At 70.8% G+C, this 25,180-nt stretch carries 20 protein-coding genes; 5 read left to right on the forward strand and 15 right to left on the reverse strand.

Annotated features, from left to right (window positions below; genetic code table 11):
• Positions 1 to 48 precede the first annotated feature (48 nt).
• Entirely contained in the window at positions 49 to 1,470 is a 1,422-nt protein-coding gene (locus OHT77_RS06030; protein ID WP_328826948.1) for a lipase maturation factor family protein, read from the forward strand.
• Here OHT77_RS06030 and OHT77_RS06035 read toward each other — a convergent pair.
• The 8 genes from OHT77_RS06035 to OHT77_RS06070 form a co-directional block, all read right to left on the reverse strand.
• On the reverse strand, positions 1,458 to 2,297 hold the full coding sequence (locus tag OHT77_RS06035; RefSeq protein WP_328826949.1) for an amidohydrolase family protein: 840 nt from the start codon (positions 2,295 to 2,297) through the stop codon (positions 1,458 to 1,460). The two genes, OHT77_RS06030 and OHT77_RS06035, sit on opposite strands and share 13 nt — an antisense overlap.
• Positions 2,294 to 2,608, reverse strand: a complete 315-nt coding sequence (locus OHT77_RS06040) for an L-rhamnose mutarotase (RefSeq protein ID WP_266777580.1) — start codon at positions 2,606 to 2,608, stop codon at positions 2,294 to 2,296. Before OHT77_RS06040 ends, OHT77_RS06035 begins: the two co-directional genes overlap by 4 nt.
• A complete protein-coding gene (locus OHT77_RS06045; RefSeq protein ID WP_328826950.1) occupies positions 2,605 to 3,594 on the reverse strand; it encodes an aldo/keto reductase in 990 nt (329 codons plus the stop codon). The genes OHT77_RS06040 and OHT77_RS06045 overlap by 4 nt, the downstream gene beginning before the upstream one ends.
• Positions 3,591 to 4,346, reverse strand: coding sequence for an SDR family NAD(P)-dependent oxidoreductase (locus OHT77_RS06050; protein WP_328826951.1), 756 nt, complete (start codon positions 4,344 to 4,346; stop codon positions 3,591 to 3,593). Before OHT77_RS06050 ends, OHT77_RS06045 begins: the two co-directional genes overlap by 4 nt.
• Complete coding sequence (locus tag OHT77_RS06055) at positions 4,343 to 5,692, reverse strand: L-fuconate dehydratase (RefSeq protein WP_328826952.1); 1,350 nt, start codon at positions 5,690 to 5,692, stop codon at positions 4,343 to 4,345. Before OHT77_RS06055 ends, OHT77_RS06050 begins: the two co-directional genes overlap by 4 nt.
• 61 nt (positions 5,693 to 5,753) lie before the next feature.
• A complete protein-coding gene (locus OHT77_RS06060; protein WP_328826953.1) occupies positions 5,754 to 6,782 on the reverse strand; it encodes an ABC transporter permease in 1,029 nt (342 codons plus the stop codon).
• A complete protein-coding gene (locus OHT77_RS06065) occupies positions 6,775 to 8,268 on the reverse strand; it encodes a sugar ABC transporter ATP-binding protein (protein ID WP_328826954.1) in 1,494 nt (497 codons plus the stop codon). The genes OHT77_RS06060 and OHT77_RS06065 overlap by 8 nt, the downstream gene beginning before the upstream one ends.
• A complete protein-coding gene (locus OHT77_RS06070) occupies positions 8,265 to 9,350 on the reverse strand; it encodes a sugar ABC transporter substrate-binding protein (protein ID WP_328826955.1) in 1,086 nt (361 codons plus the stop codon). Before OHT77_RS06070 ends, OHT77_RS06065 begins: the two co-directional genes overlap by 4 nt.
• 163 nt (positions 9,351 to 9,513) lie before the next feature.
• Between OHT77_RS06070 and OHT77_RS06075 the strand changes: the two genes are divergently transcribed.
• The 3 genes from OHT77_RS06075 to OHT77_RS06085 all read left to right on the forward strand — a co-directional run bounded on the left by OHT77_RS06075 (position 9,514) and on the right by OHT77_RS06085 (position 15,367).
• Positions 9,514 to 10,242 carry a FadR/GntR family transcriptional regulator gene (locus OHT77_RS06075; RefSeq protein ID WP_328826956.1) on the forward strand — a complete coding sequence of 243 codons (729 nt, stop codon included), beginning with the start codon at positions 9,514 to 9,516 and terminating at the stop codon, positions 10,240 to 10,242.
• Between the two features lie 108 nt (positions 10,243 to 10,350).
• Positions 10,351 to 10,788 carry an effector-associated constant component EACC1 gene (locus tag OHT77_RS06080; RefSeq protein WP_328826957.1) on the forward strand — a complete coding sequence of 146 codons (438 nt, stop codon included), beginning with the start codon at positions 10,351 to 10,353 and terminating at the stop codon, positions 10,786 to 10,788.
• A 7-nt stretch (positions 10,789 to 10,795) separates the two neighbouring features.
• Complete coding sequence (locus tag OHT77_RS06085; protein WP_328826958.1) at positions 10,796 to 15,367, forward strand: nSTAND1 domain-containing NTPase; 4,572 nt, start codon at positions 10,796 to 10,798, stop codon at positions 15,365 to 15,367.
• On the opposite strand, the gene OHT77_RS06090 is transcribed toward OHT77_RS06085, so the two are convergent.
• The 7 genes from OHT77_RS06090 to OHT77_RS06120 form a co-directional block, all read right to left on the reverse strand.
• Positions 15,331 to 15,939: a hypothetical protein gene (locus OHT77_RS06090; RefSeq protein ID WP_328826959.1), complete on the reverse strand. Its 609-nt coding sequence runs from the start codon at positions 15,937 to 15,939 to the stop codon at positions 15,331 to 15,333. The two genes, OHT77_RS06085 and OHT77_RS06090, sit on opposite strands and share 37 nt — an antisense overlap.
• A 298-nt stretch (positions 15,940 to 16,237) precedes the next feature.
• Complete coding sequence (locus OHT77_RS06095; RefSeq protein ID WP_328826960.1) at positions 16,238 to 19,255, reverse strand: alpha-mannosidase; 3,018 nt, start codon at positions 19,253 to 19,255, stop codon at positions 16,238 to 16,240.
• Positions 19,256 to 19,311: 56 nt separating this feature from the next.
• Positions 19,312 to 19,476, reverse strand: coding sequence for a hypothetical protein (locus OHT77_RS06100; RefSeq protein ID WP_328826961.1), 165 nt, complete (start codon positions 19,474 to 19,476; stop codon positions 19,312 to 19,314).
• On the reverse strand, positions 19,473 to 20,729 hold the full coding sequence (locus OHT77_RS06105) for a glycoside hydrolase 5 family protein (RefSeq protein WP_328826962.1): 1,257 nt from the start codon (positions 20,727 to 20,729) through the stop codon (positions 19,473 to 19,475). Before OHT77_RS06105 ends, OHT77_RS06100 begins: the two co-directional genes overlap by 4 nt.
• A 43-nt stretch (positions 20,730 to 20,772) precedes the next feature.
• Positions 20,773 to 21,675 (reverse strand): carbohydrate ABC transporter permease, encoded by a 903-nt coding sequence (locus OHT77_RS06110; protein WP_328826963.1) that lies wholly within the window; start codon positions 21,673 to 21,675, stop codon positions 20,773 to 20,775.
• Entirely contained in the window at positions 21,672 to 22,559 is an 888-nt protein-coding gene (locus OHT77_RS06115; protein ID WP_328826965.1) for a carbohydrate ABC transporter permease, read from the reverse strand. Before OHT77_RS06115 ends, OHT77_RS06110 begins: the two co-directional genes overlap by 4 nt.
• Positions 22,560 to 22,566: 7 nt before the next feature.
• Positions 22,567 to 23,859 carry an ABC transporter substrate-binding protein gene (locus OHT77_RS06120; RefSeq protein ID WP_328826966.1) on the reverse strand — a complete coding sequence of 431 codons (1,293 nt, stop codon included), beginning with the start codon at positions 23,857 to 23,859 and terminating at the stop codon, positions 22,567 to 22,569.
• 271 nt (positions 23,860 to 24,130) lie between these two features.
• Between OHT77_RS06120 and OHT77_RS06125 the strand changes: the two genes are divergently transcribed.
• Positions 24,131 to 25,138, forward strand: a complete 1,008-nt coding sequence (locus tag OHT77_RS06125; protein ID WP_328834166.1) for a LacI family DNA-binding transcriptional regulator — start codon at positions 24,131 to 24,133, stop codon at positions 25,136 to 25,138.
• Positions 25,139 to 25,180: the final 42 nt, after the last annotated feature.

Consider the following 25,180-nt stretch of genomic DNA (forward strand, 5'->3'; position numbering starts at 1 on the left):
GAGTGAAGCCCGCTTCGGACCCGCCGACGAAGGGAGGAGGACCCGGTCTTGGGATGGTTCACCGCACCCGACTACTGGCTGAGCCGACTGGTCTTCCAGCGGGCCCTGGCCGGGGTCTATCTGGTCGCGTTCCTGACGGCGGCCCTGCAGTTCCGCGCGCTGATCGGCGAACGCGGCATGCTGCCGGTCCCCCGCTTCGTCGCCCGCGCACCGTTCCGCCGGGCCCCGAGCCTCTTCCAACTCCACTACACGGACCGCTTCTTCGCGGCCTGCACGTGGACGGGCTGCGCGGTGTCGGCGGCACTGATCGTCGGCCTGGACTCCCGACTACCGCTCTGGGGCGGGATGTTGCTGTGGGCGATCCCTTGGGTCCTCTACCTGTCGATCGTCAACGTGGGCCAGACCTGGTACGGGTTCGGCTGGGAGTCACTGCTCCTCGAGGTCGGCTTCCTGGCCGTCTTCCTCGGCAACGACGAGGTGGCGCCGCCGGTCGTGGTGCTGTTCCTGCTCCGCTGGATCCTGTTCCGGGTGGAGTTCGGCGCGGGCCTGATCAAGCTCCGAGGCGACGCGTGCTGGCGGAAGCTGACGTGCCTGGACTTCCATCACGAGACACAGCCGATGCCGGGCCCGTTGAGCTGGTTCTTCCACCACCTCCCCCGCCCCCTGCACCGGATCGAGGTGGCCGCCAACCACGTCACCCAACTCGTGGTCCCCGTGTTGCTGTTCACCCCTCAGCCGGTCGCGACGGCCGCCGCGTCCCTGATGATCGCGACCCAGCTGTGGCTGGTCCTGTCCGGCAACTTCTCCTGGCTGAACTGGATCACCATCGTGCTGGCCGTCTCCGCGATCGGGTTCCCGCACACACCACCGCCCACGGCCGCACCGCCGCTCTGGTACGAGGTCACGGTCCTCGCCGTCGCGGCCCTGCTCCTCTGGCTGAGCCACCGCCCGGTGCTCAACATGGTCTCCCGCCGGCAGATCATGAACCGCTCCTTCGACCCGCTCCATCTGGTCAACACCTACGGCGCGTTCGGCACCGTCGGCCGCATCCGCTACGAGGTGGTGGTCGAGGGCACGGCCGACGCCGTACCCCACGAGGAATCCGGCTGGCAGGAGTACGAGTTCAAGGGCAAGCCGGGCGATCCCCGCCGCTGGCCACGCCAGTTCGCGCCCTACCATCTCCGCCTGGACTGGATGATGTGGTTTGCGGCCCTCTCTCCCGGCTACGCCGAGCCGTGGTTCGGCGCCCTGGTGGAACGCCTCCTGGAGAACGACCGCGACACCCTACGGCTCCTGCGCCGCTCCCCGTTCCCGGCCGACGCTCCCCCGCGCTGCATCCGCGCCCGCCTCTTCCGCTACCGCTACACGACCTGGCGGGAGTTGAGGGAGACGGGCGCGTGCTGGGAGCGGACGTTCGTGCGGGAGTATCTGCCGCCGACCCGGCTCGGCACGGCCGCTCAGAGGCCGTAGACGCGCGTGGCGGTGCCCTCGAAGACCTCGGCGCGTTCGGCGGCGCCGAGCGCGTAGGTCAACTCCCGTGCCGTGTCGGCGACTTGGTCGTACGTCGCGGCCAGTAGGCACACCGGCCAGTCGGAGCCGAACATCAGACGGCTCGGGCCGAAGGCGTCGAGTGCGGTGTCCGTGTACGGCTGGAGGTCCTCCGTGCGCCAGGTCTTCCAGTCCGCCTCCGTGACCAGGCCGGAGAGCTTGCAGTACGTGTTGGGGAGCGCGGCCAGGGCGCGGACGGAGGTCGCCCAGGGTTCCTGGTGGCCCGAGGCGACGGGAGGCTTGCCCAAGTGGTCCAGGACGAAGGCGAGTTGGGGCAGGGACTCGGCGGCCTTGACGGCGGCAGGAAGCTGCTTCGGCAGGACGACCAGGTCGTAGACGAGTCCGGCGTCGGCCAGGGCGGTGAGGCCGCGGCGGACGTCCGGGCGCAGCAGCCAGTTCGGGTCGGGCTCGCCCTGCACCTGGTGGCGGATGCCCTTCAGGTACCGGCCGCCGGGGAGTTCGCGCAGGCGGGCGAGTTCGTCGGCGATGTCCGGGCGGGTGAGGTCGGTCCAGCCGACGACTCCGGTGATCAGGTCGTGCGCGTCGGCGAGGGCGAGGAACTCGGGGGTCTCCTCGGCGACGGTGACCGTCTGGACGAGGACGGTCCGGTCGACGCCGGCCGCGCGGGCCTCCGGTGCGAGGTCGGCGACGGTGAAGTCCCGGCGCAGCGGCTGGAGTTCGTCTCCGGTGATCCAGTCCTGGTCGCGGACCGAGAGGTCCCAGACGTGGTGGTGGGCGTCGACCGTCATGGCAGCTCCCATACGACGGGCAGGCCGGCGTCGGCGCCCTGGCTCGAGTAGTCGTGGACCACGTCGAGGAGCTGGGTCATGCGGGCCTGCCAGGCGACGTTCACCGGGAGCTGGTCCAGCTCGGCGAGGAGTCGGGCGTAGTCGTCGCAGTCCAGGACGTGGAAGAGGTCGGTGCCGCTGCGCCAGATCGTCCAGGAGGTGGCACCGGCGGCGCGGATCGCTGCGGTGAGCTCCTTGGGAACTTCGCGGTGGGCGTCCTCGTAGGCGGCGATCCGGTCGGCGCGGACCTTGGTGTGCAGGGCCACTCTCATGACGGCTCCTCCGTGGGGATCGGGGCGTCGGCGGACAGCAGCCCCGTGTCCCGCAGTTCCTGCCAGAACCCGGCGGGCACCCGCGCGGCGAACTGCTCGGCGCAGTCCCGCGCTTCGGCCTCCGAACGCGCGCCGACCAGGACGCTCGCCACGGCGGGGTGGGCCGCGCAGAAGGCGAGGGCGGCGGCGCGCAGGGTGACGCCGTGGCGCTCGGCCACCGCCTTCATCCGCAGGGCGCGGTCCAGCAACTCCGCTGGGGCCTGGGCGTAGTTGTACGTCGCGTCGGGCTTCGGGTCCGCCAGCAGGCCGGAGTTGAAGGCCCCGCCGATCACCACGGACCTGCCGCGTGCCGCCGCGGCCGGGAGCAGTTCGGCGAGCGCGCTCTGGTCGAGCAGGGTGTAGCGCCCGGCGCACAGCACCACGTCCACGTCCGTGTCCCGGATGAACCGGGTCAGCATCCCGGCCTGGTTCATGCCGGCACCGATCGCCCCGACGACGCCCTCCGCGCGCAGCTTCTCCAGCGCCGGATAGCCCTCGCGGAAGGCCTGTTCGGCGTGGTCGTCGGGGTCGTGGAGGTAGACGATGTCGACGTGGTCGGTGCCGAGCCGTTCGAGGCTGGCGTCCAGGGTGCGGCGTATCCCGTCGGCGCTGAAGTCCCAGACTCGGCGCTGGTCGGCGGGCACGGCGAAACCGCTGGCGAGGTCGTCGCCGGTCACCGTCTCGACGCGTTCCAGTCGCCGTCCGACCTTGGTGGAGAGCGTGTACGACGACCGCGGGTGCTCGCGCAGCGCCGCGCCGATCCGTCGCTCGGACAGGCCGAGGCCGTAGTGCGGGGCGGTGTCGAAGTAGCGAATGCCGTGCTGCCAGGCCGTGTTGACGGCCTGGTGCGCCTGGTCGTCGCTCACCTCGGTGTACAGGTTGGCGATCGCGGCCCCGCCGAAGCCCAGTCCGCTGACCTCGACCCCGCTGCCGCCGAGGGTGCTCACTGGCCCACCGGCCGCAGCCGCAGCCCCTGCATGCCGCCGTCCACGGCGAGGGAGGTGCCGGTGGTGGCGCCGGAGAGCGGGCTCGCCAAGTAGGCGATGGCTCCCGCGACTTCGGCCGCCGAGACGAGGCGTCCCGAGGGCTGGCGGGCGGCCAGGGCGGCACGTTCGGCGGCCGGGTCGGACGCCGAGTCGAGAAGGCGGCCGACCCAAGGGGTGTCCGCCGTACCGGGGTTGACGCAGTTGACGCGGACGCCCTCGCGGAGGTGGTCGGCGGCCATGGCGAGGGTGAGGGAGTACACGGCGCCCTTCGTGGCGCTGTACAGGGCGCGTTGGGGCAGTCCCGCCGTGGCGGCGATGGAGCAGGTGTTGACGATCGCCGCGTGGGACGACTCGCGCAGGTGCGGGAGGGCGGCGCGGGCGACGCGGACCATGCCGAGAACGTTCACGTCGAAGACGCGGTGCCATTCCTCGTCGTCGTTGTCCTCGACCGTGCCCTGCGCGCCGATGCCCGCGTTGTTGACCACCACGTCGAGTCCGCCGAGGTCGGTGACGGCGGCGGCGACGGCCTGGCGTACGGACGCGTCGTCGGTGACGTCGGCGCGGTGGCCGAGCAGCGGCTTCTCGACGGAGGAGGGGTCGAGGTCGAGCACGGCGACCGACGCGCCGCGCTCGGCGAGGAGTTCGGCGGTGGCCCGGCCGATGCCGGAGGCGCCGCCGGTGACCAGGGCCCTGAGCCCCTGGAAGTCGGTCATGCCGCGTGTCCCTTCTGCCGGTCGAGATCGGCGGCCCAGAAGGTGCCGCCGGGGAACGTGTACCGCGCGATCGACTCGGGCCGCATGGTGGCCGAGAAACCGGGCGCGGTGGGTGCCATGTAGTGACCCTCGCCGATCACCACCGGATCGAGGAAGTGGTCGTGCAGATGATCGACGTACTCGATGACGCGGTCGTCGGTGGTGCCGGCGACGGCGAGGTAGTCGAACATCGAGAGGTGCTGGACCAGTTCGCACAGTCCGACGCCGCCCGCGTGCGGGCAGACGGGGACGCCGAACTTGGCGGCGAGCAGCAGGATCGCCAGGTTCTCGTTGACGCCGCCGACGCGGGCCGCGTCTATCTGGAGGATGTCGAGGGCGCCCGCCTGGAGCAACTGCTTGAAGACGATGCGGTTCTGGACGTGTTCGCCGGTGGCGACCTTGACCGGGGCGACGGCCGCGCGGATGGTGGCGTGGCCCAGCACGTCGTCGGGGCTGGTGGGTTCCTCGATCCAGTACGGGTCGAACTCGGCGAGGGCCTTGGTCCAGCGGATCGCCTCGGCCACGTCCCAGCGCTGGTTGGCGTCGATCGCCATGCGGATGTCGGGTCCGACGACCGAACGGGCCACCCGGCAGCGGCGGATGTCGTCGTCGAGGTCGGCGCCGACCTTCAGCTTGATCTGCCGGAAGCCGTCGGCGACGGCCTGCGCGGCGAGCCGGGTGAGCTTCTCGTCGTCGTAGCCGAGCCACCCGGCGGAGGTGGTGTAGGCGGGGAAGCCGCGCTCCAGCAGCGTGTGCCTACGGCCTTCCGCGCCCGCTTTCCCGCGGCGCAGGATGTCGAGGGCCTCGGCCGGGGTGAGCGCGTCGGTGATGTATCTGAAGTCGATCTGGCCGACGAGCCATTCGGGGTCGGCGTCGGCGAGGAGCTGCCAGAGCGGTTTGCCCGCGCGCTTGGCGGTGAGGTCCCAGGCCGCGTTGACCACGGCGCCGATCGCCATGTGCATCACGCCCTTCTCGGGCCCCAGCCACCGGAGTTGGCTGTCGCCGATCAGGTCGCGGTTCAACGTCCCCGGATCCGCGCAGAGTTCGTCGACGGACCGGCCGATCACATGGTCCCGCAGCGCGTCGATCGCGGCGACCTGGACATCGTTGCCCCGCCCGATGGTGAAGGAGAACCCGTGCCCCTCGTGCCCGTCGGCGGAGTCGGTGCGCAGCACGACGTACGCGGCCGAGTAGTCGGGGTCCGGGTTCATCGCGTCGGAGCCGTCCAGCTCACGCGAGGTGGGGAAGCGGATGTCGTAGGTGTCGACCGCGGTGACACGGGCGAGGGGGCCGGGGATCGGGGACACGGAAGGCCTTTCGGTCGGGGACAGGGATCCGGTGCCGTGCGGGTGCCGGAAGCCGGTGGGGTCAGTCCTGGGCGCGGCCGGTGGTGACGCGGGCGATCATCAGGGCGACCAGGATGATCCCGCCGTAGATGGCCTGGATCCAGAAGGACGGGACCTGGGCGAGGGTGAGCAGGTTCTGCACGACTCCCAGCAGGAGGACGCCGGTCAGCGCGCCGAACATGGTGCCCTTGCCGCCGTCGAGGCTGATGCCGCCGATGACCGCGGCCGCCATGACGGTGAAGATCATGTTGTTGCCCTGGTTGGCGCTGATGGCGCCGACGTAGCCGGTCTGCATGATGCCGCCCACCGAGGCGAGGACACCGGCGACGACGGACACCCCCAGGAGCATGCGGTCGACGCGGATGCCGGCGGCGCGGGCCGCCTCCTGGTTGCCGCCGATCGCGTAGAGAGCGCGGCCGACGCGGTGGTACTTGAGCACGAACCCGGCGATCGCGAAGCAGACCGCGGCCAGCCACACCGACATCGGGACGTTGAGGAAGGTGGAGGTGGCCAGGGTGAAGAAGGAGTCCGGCATGCCGAACAGCGTCTTGCCCTTGGTGGCGCCGACCAGCAGCCCGCGCAGCACGATCAGCATCGCGAGGGTGACGATGAAGGCGTTGAGCTTGAACTTCACCACGAGGATGCCGTTGAAGGCACCGATGATCCCGCCCACGACGAGGACCGCGACGAGGGCGAGCGGGGCCGCCCACTCGGTGCCCCAGCCGGACTCGGCGGTCGGCAGGACCAGCAGGGCGCCGATGGCGGGCGCGATACCGACCACCGACTCCAGCGACAGGTCGATCTTGCCGGTGATGAGGATCAGCGACTCGGCGAGGACGACCATCGCGAGGGCGGCGGAGGCGCCCAGGATCGAGATCAGGTTCCGTTCGGTGAGGAACGAGTCGTTGACGATCGCGCCGAGTATCAGCAGCACCAACAGGGCTGGTACGAGGGCGAGTTCACGGGCCCGGCGGAGCAGGACCGTCCGGGCCGAGCGCGCCCCGGCGGTGCGGGGGGCGGTGGGCGCCGGGGCCGCCTTGGTGTCAGCCATGGTCCACTCCTTCGATGGAGGCGATCAGCTCGTGGTCGCGCCAGCCCGCCGGGTGCTCGGCGACGACACGGCCGTGGAAGAGGACGAGGACGCGGTCGCAGCGCCGCAGGTCGTCGAGTTCGTCGGAGACGACGAGCACGGCGGTGCCGTCGTCGCGGGCGCTGTCCATGCGGGCGAGCAGTGACTCCTTGGACTTCACGTCGACGCCCGCGGTGGGGTTGATGAGGACCAGCAGCCGGGGGTCGGAGGCGAGCGCGCGGGCCATGACGACCTTCTGCGCGTTGCCGCCCGACAGGTCGGAGACGGGCTGTTCGGGGCCTTCGGTGTGGATGTCGAGCCGGTCGATCAGCTCGGTGGCGAAGGCGCGCTTGCGCTCGGTGCCGACGAACCCGAAACGGCCGAGCCGGTCCAGCACCGTCATGGTCGCGTTGTCCCCGATGGACATGCCGAAGACCAGCCCCTGCCCGTGCCGGTCGCGCGGCACACAGCCGACCCCGGCCTTCAACGAGGCCTGCACATCACCGAACGGCAGCTTCCGGCCGTCGAGTCGGGCCGTCCCGCCGGTCGGCGTGTACAGCCCGGTGAAGGACTCGGCCAGCTCTATCTTGCCGCTGCCGCTCGACCCGGCGAGTCCGACGACCTCGCCCTTGCGGACGGTGAGGTCGATGTTCTCGTACGTCTCGGAGGTGAGCCCGCGCGCCTCCAGGAGGACGGGCGCCTCGGTGTCCAACTCCCTCAGCTGTACTTCGAGTTCGTCGATGGACTCCCCCGCCATGGCCTCCACGAGCGCCCTGCGCGGGAGGTCGGCGACCGGTGCGGTCGTGATCCAGCGCGCGTCGCGCAGCACGGTGACGGTCTGGCACACCTCGTACACCTCCTGGAGGTGGTGCGAGATGAACAGGAAAGTGACGCCCGACTCCTGAAGAGCCCGCATGCGCGTGAAGAGGCGCTCGATCTCCCGGTTGTCGAGCTGCGCGGTCGGCTCGTCGAGGACGATGAACCGGGCGCCGAAGCTCAACGCCCGTGCGATCTCCACCATTTGGCGGTCCTCGACCTTGAGGTCCGCGGTGCGCGCATCGGGGTCGACGCGCACGTCCCAGGTGTCGAGGAGTTCGGCGGCCTCGGTGCGGAGCCTGCGCCAGCTGATGACGCCGCCCCTGGACTGCGGCTGCCGGTTGATGAACAGGTTCTCGGCGACCGTCAACTCGGGTACGACCGTGGGCTTCTGGTAGACGCACGCGACCTTGGCGCGCCAGGCGTCGCGGTCGGTGAGCGGGGGCGCGGGCTCGCCGTCGAAGCGGACCGTGCCCTCGTCGGGGGCCTGAAGTCCGGTGAGGACGGTGACGAGGGTGGACTTGCCCGCGCCGTTGCGGCCGACGAGAGCGTGGGACTCGCCCGGCAGCACGGTCAATTGGCCGTCGGCGAGGGCGACGGTCGGGCCGTACCGCTTGACGATGCCCCGCGCCTCAACAAGTGGGGTACTCATTTGACCGTGTTGCCCCAGAGCTTGGGATCGTCGACGTTGTCCTTCGTGACCAGGGGCGCGGGGAGCTGGTCCTCGAGGATGCCGCTGGGCAGCTTGACGATCGTGGAGTCGTGGTCGGTGGGACCCGGCTTGAAGGTCTTCCCCGCCATCGCGGCCTTGATGTAGTACATGCCGTACTTGGCGTAGGCGTCGGCCGGCTGGGAGACGGTGGCGTCGATCTCGCCCTTGCGGATCGCGTCGAACTCCTGCGGGATGCCGTCGTTCGAGACGATCGCGATGTGTCCGGGCTGGCCCGCCTTCTTCAACAGGCCCTTGGACTTGAGGGTCTGCAGCGTCGGCGCGAGGTAGACGCCACCCGCCTGCATGTAGATGCCCTTGATGTCGGGGTTGGCGTTGAGGAGCGTGTCGAGCTTGGAGGCCGCGGTGTCGGACTCCCACTTGGCGGGGATCTCCAGGACCTTGAGCTTCGGGTACTTCTTCTTGACGCAGGCCCTGAACGCCTCCGACCGGTCACGGCCGTTGACCGAGGCGAGGTCGCCCATGATCTGCACGACCTTGCCGCTGGTGATGTGCGCCCCGAGGTAGTCGCAGGCCTTCGTGCCGTACGCGACGTTGTCGGCGCGCACGACCATCGCGACCTTTCCCTTGTCGGGCGCCACGTCGACCGCGACGACCGGCACGCCCTTGCGATCCGCCTGGTCCAGGCCCGCTTCGATGGCGGCGCTGTCCAGCGGGGCGACGACCAGGCCCTTGACGCCCTGGTTCAGCTCGTTGTTGATGTCGGTGATCTGCTGCGAGGGGTCGCTGTTGGAGTTGACCGTCTTCAGCGCCTGCACACCTTCGGACTTCGCCATCTTCGGCACGTAGTCGTTGTACGACTGCCAGAACGGCGAGGTCAGCAGGGGCAGGATCACCCCGACCTTGCCGGTGCCGCCCCCGCCGGCGCTGGACGCGCCGGTGTCGTTGGTGCTGCCGCACGCCGTGAGCGCGAGGGTGCCGCACGCGGCCGCTGCCGTCGCACGCACCGCCCACGCGGTCAGTCGTCTGCCTTGCCGTCCGTTCCGCACTGTGCTGCCGGCCATCTGTCGGGCTCCTCATCGAGCGTGATCGAGCAGTTGCCGGAATATTTATCAGACCACTTCGGCCCTACAACACCCTCAGGAGCCAAATTTTCGCGGTTTCGAGCCGTAGTGGTCCGACCACATCCGTGATTAGACTGCGCGGACCGGCGACAGGAGGAGTGGCGTGGACGAGATCCTGCCGAGCGAGACGGAACCGGAGGCCGCCGCGCCGAAGGGCACGGTGACCCAGCGCGCCATCGACTCGATCAAGGCCCTGATCGGCGAGGGCCGCCTCGAACCGGGCCAGCGGCTGCCCACCGAACGCGACCTCGCGGCCCAACTGGGCATCTCCCGCAGCTCGATGCGCGAGGCGATCCGCGCGCTCACGGTGCTGGGAGTGCTGGAGGCCCGGCACGGTTCGGGCATCTACGTCACGCAACTGGACGCGGGCGACCTGCTGGAGACCTTCGGTGTCGTCGCCGACCTCTCGCGCGGCCCGCAGCTGGTCGAGCTCCTGGAGGTCCGCCGCATCCTGGAGTCGACGGCGACCGCTCTGGCCGCCGCCCGGATCACCCCGGACCAGCTGGCCGAGGTCGAGAAACACCTCACGGCGATGAACGCCACCGACGACCCCGAGGAGATCCTCGCCCACGATCTCGCCTTCCACCGCGAGATCGCCGCCGCCGCGGGCAACGACACGATGGCCGCGATCCTGGAGGGCCTCTCGTCCCGCACGTTCCGGGCCCGGGTCTGGCGCGGCTACCAGGAGGAGGGCGCCTTCGCCCGCACCCGCCGCGAACACGCCGCGATCCACCGGGCGTTGGTCGCCCGCGACCCGGAGGCGGCCCGCGCGGCGGCGGCCTCGCACGTGGGCGAGGTAGAGGTGTGGCTCAGGATGCAGCTGGGGTCCTGACCGTCACCCGTCCGGCCACAGTGCCCGCGGAAACCCCCTCACGACCACCGCCCAAGCCCTACCATGACCGTCTCGCCAGGGGGACGAGGGCACGTACGGGGGACGGCGATGGACGGCACGGTGGAAGTGGTCCTGTCCGTGACGGGTGAGGAGTCCGCGAACCTGCGGGCGACCGAACTCCGGGACCTGTGGGAGTACTTGACGGACCGTCCGGAACTCCGCGGACGCGTCACCAGACACACGACGGACGAGACGGACACCGGCCGTCTGGGCCCGCTGACCGACGCGCTCGTCGCCGCGCTCGAACCGGGCGGCGCCTTCACCGTCCTCGCCGGAGCGGTCGTGGCCTGGATCAAGTTCCGGCCCCGCACCGAGTGCATCAGGCTCAACGTCCGCCGCCCGGACGGCAGTCGCGTGGAGATCGAACTGAAACGGCAGCAGGCGAAGGAGTACGACGCCGTCGACAGGATGGTCCGGGCGGCCCTGCAACCGCCACCGGGCCCGCCGCCGAGCACGGAGGCAACCTCCCCGGACAGCGCCGAGTGAGCCGGGCATGGGCGCCCCGTCCGACCCCGTACGCCAGCTGTTCCTGGGCTACGAGGGGACACGCGCGGTCGTCGTGTCCGCCTCCCCGCCCGACGGCAGCGCCGACTTCCCGCACCGCCCGTCGGTGCACCGCTCCGCCGACGCCCTGGCCCGCCTGCTGGTCGAGCGGTGCGGTCTCGCCCCGGACCGGCTCCTGCGGCTGACGGACCCCGAGCGTCCCGACGACGTCCTCGAACCGGTCGCACGCCTCGCCCGGGAGGCCTCGGGCGGCCTGCTCCTCCACTACGTGGGACACGGGGTGCAGGCCCCCCGGCGCCGCGACAACTCCCTTCTCCTGGTGACCGGGGACGCGGCACGCCTGACGTACGACAGTCCGTCGCTCGGCAACACCGCGCTCAGGTTCGAGGAGTTGATGAGCGCGCTGGAGCCGGTCGGTGACGCGCCCCTGATCGTCGTCCTGGACTGCTGTTTCTCCGGACTGCCGCTCAGCAGTGGGGAGTTCGCAGGGAGCAGGCTGCACTCACTGGCCGGGCGGGCGGGTCGGCCGAGTCTGCTGCTGACCTCGGCGGACGACGACCAGCAGGCCCACGCGCCCGGCGGCGCCGACCACACCGCGTTCACCGGCGACCTCATCGACTTCCTCAACAGCGGGTCCCCTCACGGGCATCCGCTGCTGACCGTCGGCCACCTCCTCGACCACACGCGCCGCCCCCGCCCCGAGGGCGAGTCGGCGGCCACCCCGCAGTCGTCCGCCCACAACCGGGTCGAGCGCATCGTCCTCGCCCCCAACTCCGCCTGGACAGCGACCGATCCGCTCCCGGACGGCGACTGCGAGGCCGCCGACCACCGCCATCCCGAGTGCCCCTATCCCGGCCTCGCACCGTTCGACTCGTCCGGCGTCCAGTGCTTCTTCGGTCGTACGGCCGAGGTCGACACCCTCGTCCGACGGGTCGTCGCCCGGCGCGGCCAGGGGCCGTTGCTCATCACCGGCGCCTCCGGAATCGGCAAGACGTCCCTCCTGCGGGCCGGACTGCTGCCCGCGCTCGCGCTGGGCAAGGTCGCTTCGGAGATCGGGAGTTGGCACCAGCTGACCCTGACTCCCACGGACCGTCCCCTCCAGGCACTGGCCCGGGCCGTCCTGGCACGCGACGCCGACCCCGCCCAAGTGGACAACCTGGCCCGGCGGTTGGCGTCCGACCCTCGCACGCTCGTCGAGGCGCTCCGGGACCGGGCCGAACGGCTCGACGCACAGCGCGTCCCGGCCCACCACCTGTTGGTCGTGGACCAGGTGGAGGAGATGTTCCGGTACCGGGACGACAGCGGGACAGCCGCCGGGAAGGCGGAACGCGATGCCTTCGTCGCCTGCCTGATCGCCGTCTCCGTGGCACCCGACGGTTCTGCGACAGATGCCCCGGCCAGTGTCGTCCTGTCCGTGCAGCACAGTGACCTCGGCTCGCTGTTGCCCTACGAGTCCCTGGAGTCGGCGCTGACCCCGGGCGCCGGCCTGTTCGTCGTACGGCCGCTCGCCGCACGCCACCTGGACGAGGTGATCACCGGTCCGGCGCGTGCCGCGGGGCACGTGATCAGCGCCGAACTGCTCGCCCGGCTACGGGCCGACGTGGCACTGCACCGGGAGGCACGGGCCGACTTCGACAGCGGGGTGCTGCCGCTGCTGTCGCACGCGCTGCGCGGCACCTGGGAGGCGCACCGCGGCCGTACGCTGCGCACTCCGGACTACGCGCGCACCGGAGGTCTCGGCCACTCCATCGCCCATGCCGCCGACGCCTTCTACGAGAGCCTGACCAGCGACGAGGACCGCAGGACGGCCAAGGAGATCCTGGTCGAACTCGTGCACTGGACGGGCGAGACGGAACAGACCGTCAAGCGGCTCCGCACGGAGGTCCTCGGCTCGTACTTCCCGGCCGACCGGCAGCGCACCTTCCGGACCGTGCTCGATCTGCTGAAGCAGCACCGCCTGGTCACCGAGGACGAACACCACGTCCAGCTCGTCCACCGATCCCTGCTGATGAACTGGGCCGCACTGGAGCAGTGGGTGGAGCAACTCCACGACGGCGAACCGCTGTTGCGGCTACGGCTGGAGCGAACCGCCGCCGACTGGGAGGAGCAGCGGGTCGACCGACTGCTGTGGCTGGGCCCGGAGCTGACGAGCACCCGCGACTGGGCGAACCGTCAACAGGGGCGGGTCAACAGCACCGTTCAGGACTTCCTCGCCGCGTCCGCCAAGTACGAGCGGCGGCGCAGGGTACGCCGGCGGGTGGTCTCCGGGCTGGTGGTGCTCGCCGTGCTGATCGCCTCGGGCGCCGGCTTCGGCTTCAAGGCGCTCCAGGCGGACTGGCAGCGGCAACGCGAGCGGTCCGTCCGGACGTTGCTCGACGACGCCGGGTCGGCGCGTGCCACCGATTCCGCGCTGGCGGCCCAACTCGCGCTCGCCGCCTACCGGGTCGAGCACTCCGGCAGGACACGCGACGCCGTACTGACCACCGCCTCGGCCCGCTCCTCGGTCCAACTCACCGCGCAAGGCCCGGACATCACCTCGCTGTCCTTCGACCGTACGGGGACCCGCCTGCTCGCCGCCGGTGCCGGTCGGGTGCGGATGTGGCCCGTGGACAGCGGTGGGCCGGCCGGTCCGCCGACGCAGTTGTCGGGCACGAGCGGCACGAACCTGGCCGTGTTCCGCCCCGACGGCAAGGCAGTTGCCCTCACCACACAGGACGGTTCCACCCAAGAGGGCATGGTCCAGGCCCACGTGGCCCTGCGCCCCACGTCCACCGCCGAACACCCCGCCGGGCAGGCGGTCACCAGTGTCCTCAACGCCCCGGTGATGGGCCTGGCGTTCCGCCCGGACGGCCGCCGACTCGCCCTGAATCTCTACCCCGGGTTCACCATGGTCCTCGACACCGCCCACGGCACCTCCGTGCCCTTCGCCTGGCCGCACACGCTCATCGCCGGGGACTCCGCGCCCATCGTCTATGGCGGCAGGGGCAGGTGGCTGGCGGTCGGTGCCCAGAACGGCAACGTCGTCGTCCTGGACGCGTCCACCCCACGTCCCGCGCTGCTGAAGCTCCACCCGGCCGACAGCCCGGTCAGCGCACTGGCGGTGAACCCCGCCGGGACGCTCCTGCTCGCCGGCCACCAGAACGGAACGGTGTCGCGCTGGCGGATCGGCGCCGACGGCAGAACCTCGGTCGCACTCCCCCACCGCTCGGCGTTCTCGGGCAAGGGCCCGGTGGTCGGCCTCGCCTTCACCGCCGACGGCCGGGAGTGGGCAGCCGCCTACCGCGACACCGGCGTACGCGTCTTCGGCACGAGCGACGACCGGCTGACCGCACACGTGAGCACCGCCGACCCGCTCACCACGATCGCCGTCTCCCCCGACGGCCGCACCCTCGCCACCGCCTCCGGCCCCCGGCTCGCGCTCCACCGCCTGCCGGATCCGGTCGCCCGCACCCAGCCGGGCGGCCTGACCGCGCTCACCGTCCGCGCCGACGGCGCCCTGCTCGCGGCCGGCGGCCGCACCGGCCCCGTCGCCCTCTGGTCCCCGGGCCCGGACCGCTCGCTACGGCCCGTCGGCCCCCTTTCCTACGGCGCCGCCCGCCCGGGCGCGCTCAACGCCCTCGCCTTCGGCGGCCGGGGCGGTGCGCTGCTGGCCGGCGGGTTCGACTCCGGGTCGGTGCTGCTCTGGAGACCCACCCGCTCCGGCACCCCGGTCGCGCGGCTGGTGACGCGGGCTTCCGAGCCGGTCGTCTCCCTGGCCCTGAGCCGGGACGGCACTCTGCTGGCCGCGGGCACACCGCACGGCCGGGTCTACCTCTGGAACCTGTCGGACCCGGAGCACATCCCCGAACCGACCGGCGTCGACGGCCATTCCGGCGCGGTCACGGGACTGGCGTTCCTGGGCGGTACGCATCGGCTGGCCATCGGCTCGGACGACGGCGCGGTGGACGTCTGGAGCCTGACGGACTGGACTCTGCCCGCCCTGGCCCTGAAGCTCGCGGGCACCGGCTCTCAGACCGGCCGCGCGCTGGCGGCGAGCGCGGACGGGACGGTGGTGGCGGGGGCGGGAGAGCGCGGCTCGGTGACGGTCTGGAGCCTGAGCGCCGGTGCCGCCCGGCCGACCGTCCGCCTCGACGCGGAGACCGGCACCGGCTCCAGTGCCGACGACGACTCCGGCTCCGGCGATGTCCTCGCCCTGACGCTCGGGTCGGGCAGCCGCCCCGGCTCCCACCTCCTCGCGGCCCTCGGCGACGACGGTGCCGTACGACTGTGGGAGTCCCGGCACCCGGGGATCTGGACCGGAAAGGGCACCGTGGGCGACACCGAGGACCGCGTCACGGCCATCGCAGCCGCGTCCACCGCGAACCCGGATCTGCTGACGGTGACCGTCGACGGACGGCTCCAACGGTGGTTCGCCGACGCGGACTTGGCCGCCGCGCAGGTGTGTTCGGCCCGGGGCGCGTCGACGACCGCGCGCCTGTGGCGGACGGCGTTCCCCGCCGGCCCGCCCTGCCGCTCCGACGGCGCTCAGCGCCCGGCGACGGCGTCGTCCACCTTGCCGTAGGCGACCTGGGCGACGTGCTGGGCGACGTCCGAGTCGGCCGCCTCGCCGAAGGTCATGATCGCGAGGCTGATCACGATGCCCTTGGGATGCAGCAGATAGACCAGGTCGGTGTTCTGGCGGAGGCCGTAGACCGACGTCTCCACCCGCCCGGCCACCGTGCGCTCGCCGAGCGTCGGGAACGCCAACGGGCTCATGTCACCGGTGAGTTCACCCGCCACCAGCCGGTGGCAGTCCCGGAAGACGTCCGCCTCCAGCTCCACTTCCTCCCGCGCGTCCTCGATCCTGCGCCGAGTGAGTACCTCGTACACCAGCGACACGGGCTGGAACCGCTGCAACTTCGCGTCCACGGAAGGCTGTAGAGGCTGCTTCTGGTACGCGTTCGCGCGGTCCATCGCCGCACACCCCGTCGAACCAGGGTCGGTCGCGGGCGCCGAGGCCGGTGGGGCAAGGGACTTGGAGAAGCCGTCCAGGTCGGCGGGGACGAGGAGGGCGGAGGTGAGGTTCAGAGGTGTCCGGGAGATCAACACCGTGGGGGTCGCAGTCGGTGTTCCCGTCACCGGTGTCGTCGCCATGCCCGAGGGTTTTCCTGTCGGCGGTTCCACGGACGGGACGTGACCCCCTCGCGAGCACGCGGCCAGCGCCAGCGAACCGGCCACCGCCGCGCACACAAGACCCCGGCGCATGGTGTCTCCCCCGCGCCATTCCCCCGGCCCGGCGGTCGTGGTCCCCGACGGTGCCTGGCGCGAGTCGAGACGATACGCACCCAAAAGGGCGTCCACCATCGATTCCGCCGGATTGTCCGCGCCACACGGGCCGTGCGGGTAACATCACCGCCCGTGTGCGCGCCAGGCCCTCGCCGTACCGCCCGCGTCAGCTCCGCCGCAGCCTGAGCGTCCGCAACTCGAAGGGCCGCAGGGCGAGTTGGATACGGTCCCCGTCCCACTCGGGCGCGGCCGCGTCGTCCATCGGCCGCTCCAGCAGGTCTACGACCTCCACCGCGTCGAACGCGAAGCCCACCGTCAGGGTGGCCTTGGCCCGTCCTCCGTGCGCCTCGTGGAAGCGGACGACCACGTCACCGCTTCCGTCGTCGGCCAGCTTCACCGCCGTGACGACGACCGCGTCCCGGTCCACGCTCACCAGCGGCGCGACCTCCTGGGCACCCTCGACCCGCCGTTCCGGCAGGTTGATCCGCCACCCTTCGCGCACCGCGTCGCCGATGCCCGCGCCGGGCACCAGCGCGTGCCGGAAGCGGTGGACGCCCTGGTCGGTCTCGGGGTCGGGGAAGCGCGGGGCGCGGAGGAGGGAGACGCGGACCGTGGTGGTCGTGCCGTTGTCGCCTTCGCTGCGGACGGTACGGGTCACGTCGTGGCCGTACGTCGAGTCGTTGACGACGGCGACGCCCCAGCCGGGTTCCTCCAGGTGGACGAAGCGGTGGTTGCAGGCCTCGAACTTGGCCGATTCCCATGAGGTGTTGGTGTGCGTGGGCCGGTGGAAGTGCCCGAACTGGGTCTCGGACGCGTACCGTTCGGCGTGCACGTCCAGCGGGAACGCGAGCTTCAGGAACTTCTCCGTCTCGTGCCAGTCCACCTCGGTGTCGATGAGCAGCCGCCGCTCGCCGGGCGCGAGGGACAGCACCTGGGTGACCCGGGACGCGCCGAAGGACCGGACGATCCGCACGGAGTTGTCGTCCTCGGCCACGACCTCCGCCGCGTCGGTGAGGTCGGTGACGGTGTTGCGGTAGAACTCGTCGACGTCCCAGGCATCCCACATGTTCGGGAAGTCCGGGTGGAGTTGGAGCAGGTTCGCGGCCCCGCCGGGGGCGATCGTCTCGCGGTCGGCCTCGATGTCGTAGGCGGAGACGACCAGGCCCCGGGCGTCGATCTCGACGCGCAGGAGGCCGTTCTCCAGCACGTGTCCGCCGCCGACCCGGGTCGCGAGTGCCGTCTCGCCCTGGACGTCCGGGGTCCGGGCGCCGCCCGCGAGGACGCCTTCGCGGCTGTGCGGCGCGGAGTTGAAGAGGAGGGGGGTGGTGCCCTCCCCTGCCAGGGCGCGCTGGGCCGCGTCGATGATGGCATTCAGCTCCGAGGCGATCCGCTCGTACGTCTTCCGGGCCTCGCGGTGGACCCAGGCGATGGAGGAGCCGGGCAGGATGTCGTGGAACTGGTGGAGCAGGACCGTCTTCCAGATCCGGTCCAAGTCCTCGTACGGGTAAGGGAATCCGGCCCGCACGGCAGCCGTCGCCGCCCACAGCTCCGCCTCGCGCAGAAGGTGCTCGCTGCGGCGGTTGCCCTGCTTGGTCCTGGCCTGGCTGGTGAGGGTGGCGCGGTGCAGTTCGAGGTACAACTCGCCGACCCAGACAGGGGGTTCGGGGTATTCGGCCTCGGCCTTCTCGAAGAACTCCTTCGGGGTCTCCCAGGCCACGGCCGCCGAGCCCTCGAGGTCGTGCAGTCGGGCCGCCTTGGCGACCATCTCGCGGGTGGTGCCGCCGCCTCCGTCGCCCCAGCCGGTGGGCGCGAGGGAGTGCCGGGCAGCCCCCTTGTCCTTGAAGTTGCGTGCCGCGTGGGCGATCTCGCGGCCCTGCATGGAGCAGTTGTAGGTGTCGACGGGCGGGAAGTGGGTGAAGATCCGGGTGCCGTCGATGCCCTCCCAACGGAAGGTGTGGTGCGGGAACTTGTTCGTCTGGGACCAGGAGATCTTCTGCGTCAGCAGCCATTTGGAGCCCGCGGCCTTGATGATCTGCGGAAGTCCGGCGGCGAAGCCGAAGGTGTCGGGCAGCCAGGCCTCCTCGTTCTCGATGCCGAACTCGTCGAGGAAGAACCGCTTCCCGTGCACGAACTGACGGGCCATCGCCTCCGAGCCCGGCATGTTGGTGTCCGACTCGACCCACATGCCGCCGGCCGGCACGAACCGCCCGTCCGCCACCGCCTTCTTGATCCGCGCCCACACCTCGGGCCGGTGCTCCTTGACCCAGGCCCACTGCTGGGCCTGCGACATGGCGAAGATGAAGTCGGGCTCGTCCTCGAGGAGGGCCGTCATGTTGGAGGTGGTGCGCGCGACCTTGCGGACCGTCTCGCGCAGCGGCCACAGCCACGCCGAGTCGATGTGCGCGTGCCCGATGGCGCTGATGCGGTGCGCGGACGGGACGGCGGGCGAGGCCAGGACGGCCGCAAGCTGTGAACGGGCGTGCTCCGCCGTGCCGTTGACGTCCTGGAGGTCCACGGCGTCGAGCGCCTTCTCGATCGCCCGCAGCAGGTCCCAGCGGCGCGCGGAGTCCACCGGCAGCTCGGCCATCAGCTCGCCGAGGACCTCCAGGTCGAGGACGAGGTTCCACACGTTCTCGTCGAGGACGGCGAGGTCCATCCGGGTCAGCGTGTACTGCGGCTCGCTGCCCGCGGTCTCCTTGTCGCCCAACTGGGTGGGCAGGAAGGGGTGGTAGTCCAGGATCACCGGGTTGGAGGCGGCCTCGATGTGCAGCCGCACCTCCTCGCCACCGGCGACGGGCGACCCGATCCTGACCCACTGGTTGCGCGGGTTGAGGCCCTTCACGGGGGTGCCGTCGGGCCGGTAGACGAGGCCCTCGCACTGGAAGCCGGGCATGTTCTCGTCGAAGCCGAGGTCGAGCAGCGCCTCGACGGTCTTCCCGGCCCACTCCTGGGGGACGGTCCCGGTGACACGGAACCAGCTGGTGCCCCACGGAGCACCCCACCGGGCACCCACGGCGATCGGTTCGGGTGTGCCCGCGAGGCCCTCGGCCACGGGCACCGGCTCGTCGGGCGCGTGCCAGACGGCCACCTCCAGCGGCACGGACTCGGGATAGAGGGCGGGACGGATGCGCTCTTCGAGGACACGCTTCAGGCGGGCTTCGACCAGGCTGCGGTCGTCATGCATGCGGGGTGCTCCGTAGCTCGGTTGCGGGTGGGGGCAGGGATGGTGCCAAGCGGGTGTTACCAGGCGTACGTGACGGTCACGGGGGCCGACGCTGTGTAGAGCTCCCCTGTCGCGCGCGGTTCGAACCTCGCCCGCTGCTCGCCCTGTTCGGCCTGCGGCCCGCCGGCGAAGAAGGCGCGGCGGCAGCTGCGGGCGGACGGGACGGTACGTCCGGGGTTCACGCGCCGGTGCCTCGGTCTGGGGTGGGAAGTACCTGGTCGGGAGTGACGACCTCGGTGATGCCGCGTGCGGCGAGGTGTTCCTTGTCCTCGGCGCGCACGTCGAGGACGGTCGTCGGGCGGGCGCCGTCGGCGACGAGCCGGAAGTAGGCGTCGAAGACCGGCCCGCCGGGACCGCAGCCCGAGCGGACCGACGGGTTGGCGGGCACGACGAGGGCCGTGGTGCGGACGGCGGGCGTGTACGTGGGCTCTCGGGCCGCCTCGGCGAGCACCAGGGCGATGTCCTTGGCCCGCCGGTCGTTGGTCAACAGGCCGAGCCCGTATTCGAGTTCGGGGAAGTCGGCGAGGTCGCGGGACACGTCGTGCGAGCACCACCAGGTGATGCCCCAGAGGTCGGGGCAGTCGAGGGCGTTGGCGATGGTCGCGGAGGCGAAGTCGGCCGCGTGCTCGGCGGGGACGAGCGGCTGGGGCGCGCCGACCTCCTGGAGCCAGACGGGCCGGTGCGGTTCCTCGGCCCACGCCTTGCTCAGCTCGATCAGATAGGCGGCGTGGTGCTCGGCGGGGACCGAACTCCGGCCGTGGCGTTGGGCGGTGCCGTTGAAGACCCAGGAGTGCACGGCCGTCAGGGCACCGTGCCGGGCGGCCTGGGCCGGGGTGAACGGCATGTCGTCCTGGTACCAGGTCGCGTCGTACTCGGCGTGCAGATGCGGCTTGCCGGGCGCGCCGTCCGCGCAGGCGGCGAGCATCCGCGTCAGCCAGGCGTCGATCTGCTCCTCGGTCGCCCGGTCGGGGTCCGGGTGCGGGCCGGCCGAGAACTGGTTGACCTCGTTGCCGAGGGTCATGCCGATGAAGTGGGGGCGGTCGGCGAGGGCGGCGGCGAGCGTGCGCAGGTAGGCGGCCTGGCCGTCGAGGACGTCGGGGTCGGTGAAGAGGTTGCGCCGGTGCCAGGTGCGGGTCCAGGCGGGCAGGTAGTCGAAACTGCTCAAGTGCCCTTGCAGACCGTCCACGTTGACGTCGAGGCCGCGCTCACCGGCCGCGTCGACGAGCTCGACCAGCTGTTCCACGGCCTTCGTCCGGATCAGGGTCCGGTTGGGCTGGAAGTACGGCCAGAGCGGGAAGACGCGGATGTGGTCGAGGCCCAGCTCGGCGATCGAGTCGAGGTCGGCGCGTACGGAGTCGAGGTCGAAGTCGAGCCAGTGGTGGAACCACCCTTGGCTGGGCGTGTAGTTGACGCCGAAGCGCACGGCAGAAGACATCGGGATCCTGGTTCTGTAGTGCGTACCTGAATGCGGGGGAACATCAGCCCTTGACGGCGCCTTCGCCGACGCCCCGGAAGAAGTACCGCTGGAGGCAGGCGAAGAGGGCGATCAGCGGTGCCACGGCGATGACCGTGCCGGCGGCGACCAGGCGTTCGTCGTTGGCGAAGGTGCCGTGCAGATAGTTGAGGCCGATGGTGAGCGTGAACTTGGACGGGTCGCTGAGCACGATGAGCGGCCACAGGAAGTCGTCCCAGGCGCCCATGAAGGCGAAGATCGCGACGACGGCGATGGTGCCCTTCACGGACGGCAGCGCGATCCGCAGGAACCGCTGCCACACGTTGGCGCCGTCGACGAAGGCCGCTTCCTCGATCTCGTAGGGCAGGTTGAGGAAGGCGTTGCGCATCAGCAGGACGTTCATCGCGCCGATGCAGCCGGGGAGGACCACGCCGATCAGGGTGTTGTTGAGGCCCAGCTCCCGCATGGTGGTGAACTGGGCGATGATGATGCCCTCCACCGGCACGAGCATCGCGAGGATGAAGACGAGGGTGGCGGCGCGGCGGCCCCGGTAGCGCAGACGGGCCAGCGCGTAGCCCGCGAGGGCCGAACCGACGCAGTTCGTCACGACGTTGCCGGCCGCGACCTTCAGCGAGTTGAAGGCGTAGTCCCAGACGGGGATGGTGTCGGCGACCCGCTTGTAGTTGTGCAGCGTGGGGTGTTCGGGGAGGAAGGTCGGGGGCGAGCTGTAGATGTCCTCGGTCGGGCCCTTGAGCGAGGTGGAGAGCTGCCACACGAAGGGGCCGACGGTGATGGCGAGGACGATCAGCAACAGGGCGTAGCGCAGGACGAGTTCCCAGACGCGGATGCGGCGGCCGTGCTCGTCGGTGATGCGGGGTTCGCGAACTGCCGTCTCCTGAACGGGCCTTGCGCGCTCGATGACGCTCAAGAGTCCTCCTTCCGGTCGGCCCGCAGCACGAGCAGCATCAGGGCGACGGTGACGACGAAGACGACGACCGAGAGCGCGGAGGCGTAGCCGACACGGCCGGTGAGTCCGGTACCGGTGCGCTGGACGAGCATCACGAGGGTGGTGTCCTCGCCGGCCGGTCCGCCGCTGGGGCCCGCCATCAGATAGACCTCGGAGAACACCTTGAAGGCGGCGACCGAGGACAGCGCGCCCACCAGCACCATCGTGGAGCGGACGGCGGGCACGGTCACCGTGAAGAAGCGGCGCACCGCGCCCGCGCCGTCCACCGACGCGGCCTCGTGCAGTTCACGCGGCACACTGGCGAGCGCGGCCAGATAAATGATCATGTAGTAGCCGAGGCCCTTCCAGACCGTGACGGCCATCGCGCTCAGCAGAAGCAGCCACTGGTCGCTGAGGAACCCGACCTTGCCGACGCCGATCGTCTCCAACAGCGAGTTGACCAGGCCGCGTTCGTCAAGGAGCCACACCCAGATCAGCCCGACGACGACGATCGACGCGACGACCGGGGTGTAGAACGCGGACCGGAAGAAGGTGATGCCGGGGATGTTCTTCTGCACCAGCAGGGCCAGCAGCAGCGGGAGTACGACGAGTGCGGGCACCACCCCGACGATGTACAGGGTGCTGTTGCGCAGGCCGGTCCAGAACATGTCGTCGTGCCACAGCTCGCGGAAGTTGGCGAAGCCCACGAAGTGGCCCGGGATCAGGGTGCGCCGGTCCGTGAAGGAGTTGATCACGGTGGAGGCGAAGGGGTACAGCACGAAGGCGCCGACGATCAGCAGCCCGGGGGCGGCGAACAGCCAGGGGCTGGTGGGCAGTTGGCGCCGCACGCGGGACACGTCGGCCATGGAATCCTCAGCCCTCCTGCTGGAGCAGCGTGTTGCACGCCTTGACAGCGTTGTCGAGAGCTGCCTTGGGGCTCTCCTTGCCCTGCAGCGCCTTGGCGACCTCGTTGCGCAGCGCGGTCTTCATCTGCTCGCTGAACAGCACCGGCGTGTAATTGACCGCGTTCTTCAGGGACTTGGCGGCGGCGATCCGCACTCGCGTCTCGTCGGTGCCGTCCTCCTTGGTGAAGTACGGGTCGTCGAGGGAGCCGGCGGTGCTCGGGAAGATGGCGACCTTCTTCGCGAACGACATCTGCTGCTGGGCGTCGGTGACATAGTGCGCGAAGGCGACGGATGCGGGCGTGTGCTTGGTCTTGGAGTTGACCATCACACCCATCACGTACATGTTCACGTGGCCGGTGCTGGTGATCTGGTCCGTGATGCCGATGTTCTTGTACAGGGTCGGCGCCTGCTTCTTGAAGTTGTCGAGGTCCAGTGCGCTGCCGGGGTTCATGGCGACGGCACCGGTGAGGAACTTCTTGCCGGACGACTCGGGGGTGGCGGTGAGCGCCTGCGGGTCCAGGGCCTTCGCGTCGTACAACTCCTTGTACTTGGTGAGGAGTTCGATGCCCTTCGCGTCGTTGAAGGCGAAGGCGGTGCCGGCCTTGTTCATCAGCTCGACGCCGTAGCGCCCGAAGTCCTCGACGGTGGGGACGTTGGCGAGGGTGGCGACCTTGCCGTCGGTCTTCTTCGCCAACTGGAGTGCCTGGGCGAAGAGTTCGTCGTAGGTCTTCGGAGGCTGGTCGGCGTTGAGCCCGGCCTGCGTGAAGAGGGACTTGTTGTAGAAGAGCGGACCGGTGTTGAGGTACCAGGGGAAGGCGTAGGTGCCGGTCATGCCCGGTATCTCGTGGCTGGCCCAAGCGCCGGGCAGGTACTCGCTCTTGTACTTCGCGGCCGCCTTGTCGAGGTCGAGCGCGAGGCCCGCCTTGGCGAGCGGGGCGACGAGGTCCGGGGAGACGTTGACGACGTCGGGCAGGGTGCCGCCGGCGGCGTCCGCGCTGATCTTGTCGGCGTAGCCCTCGGCGGGCTGGTCGATCCACTTCACGTGGGTGCCGGGGTACTGCTTCTCGAAGCCGGAGATCACGCCCTCGAAGTACGACTTGAAGTTGGCGCGGAGGTTCCAGGTCTGGAAGGTGATGTCGCCTTCGACCTTGCCCGAGGCGTCGGTCGAACCGCCGTCGTCTCCCCCGGAACCGCAGGCGCTCAGCGGCATGAGGACTACGGCGGCGGCAGCGGCGGCGAAGGCTCTGCGGGAGATGCGCACGGTGAGTGGCTCCTTTGCCAGTGGGGTTGGCTGATCGTGCCGGGGCAGACCTTGCACGGTGTTCACGGGGCCCGTCAATGGATTCCGCTCAGCTAAATTCATTAGTTGGCCGGATCCGGACAACAGCACTGGTCAGCGAGGTGGGTTCGCATTCTTGCGGTGGATCACTAATGCGCTTTAGGGTGTGCTGACTCAAGCGCATTAGTGCGCGGCACCGACGGAATGGAGAGCGGGCTTGTCAGGCAAGCGGTCGCCCGCGCGTCGACCGACGATGAAGGACATCGCGCAGCGCGCAGGTGTGTCCGAGAGCGCGGTCTCCTTCGCGCTGAACGGCCGCCCCGGCGTCTCCGAGATCACCCGCGACCGGGTGCGCCGGGTCGCGGAACAGCTGGGCTGGCGGCCCAGCACGGCGGCGCGGGCGCTGTCCGGCGAGGGCGCGGCGACGGTCGGCTTCGTGCTGGCCCGCCCCGCGGAGACCCTCGGCGTCGACTCGTTCTTCCTCCAACTCGTCTCCGGCATCCAGGAAGTGCTGGCCGAGCGTCATCTCGGCCTGCTCTTCCAGATGGCCGAGGACGTCGACGACGAGTGCGCGGTCTACCGCCGCTGGTGGGCCGAACACCGTGTGGACGGCGTCCTGGTGGCCGACCCGCGCACCGCCGACCCGCGGCCCGACCTCCTCGAGGAACTCGGCCTGCCGGCCGTGGTCATCGGCGGCGCACCCGACGAACGCCACCCCGGTCTGTCGACGGTGTGGGCCGACGACGCGGGCGCGATGGCCTCCGTCGTCGACGAGTTGTACGCGCGCGGCCACCGCCGCATCGCGCACATCGCGGGACTGCCCGGCCTCGCGCACACCGAGCGCCGCATCCGCGCGCTGCGCGCCGAGGCCGCCCGCCGCGGGCTGACCGAGGTCCACTCGGTGACCACCGACTACTCGGACGCGGCGGGCGCGGCCGTCACCCGGCGGGTCCTCGAAGTCGCCGCTCCCCCAACGGCGTTGATCTACGACAACGACGTGATGGCCGTCGCCGGAGTGGCCGCCGCGGCCGAACTCGGCCGCTCCGTACCGGCGGACGTGTCAGTGGTCGCCTGGGAGGACTCCGCGCTGTGCCGCATGGTCCGGCCGTGGCTGTCCGCCCTGTCCCGCGACAGTGTCGAGTTCGGGCGTACGGCGGCACGGGAGTTGACGGCTCTGCTGGACGGCGGTCCGGCGCGCACGGTGCGGGTGCCGGTGCCGCGGCTGATCGAGCGGGACAGCACGGGTCCGGCGCGGGCCTGAGCGTGCTGTAACTCCCGATTCGAGTCCGAATCGCCGGACACC

The sequence above is a fragment of the Streptomyces sp. NBC_00252 genome, assembly GCF_036187565.1.
In the GTDB taxonomy this organism is placed as follows: Bacteria; Actinomycetota; Actinomycetes; order Streptomycetales; family Streptomycetaceae; genus Streptomyces.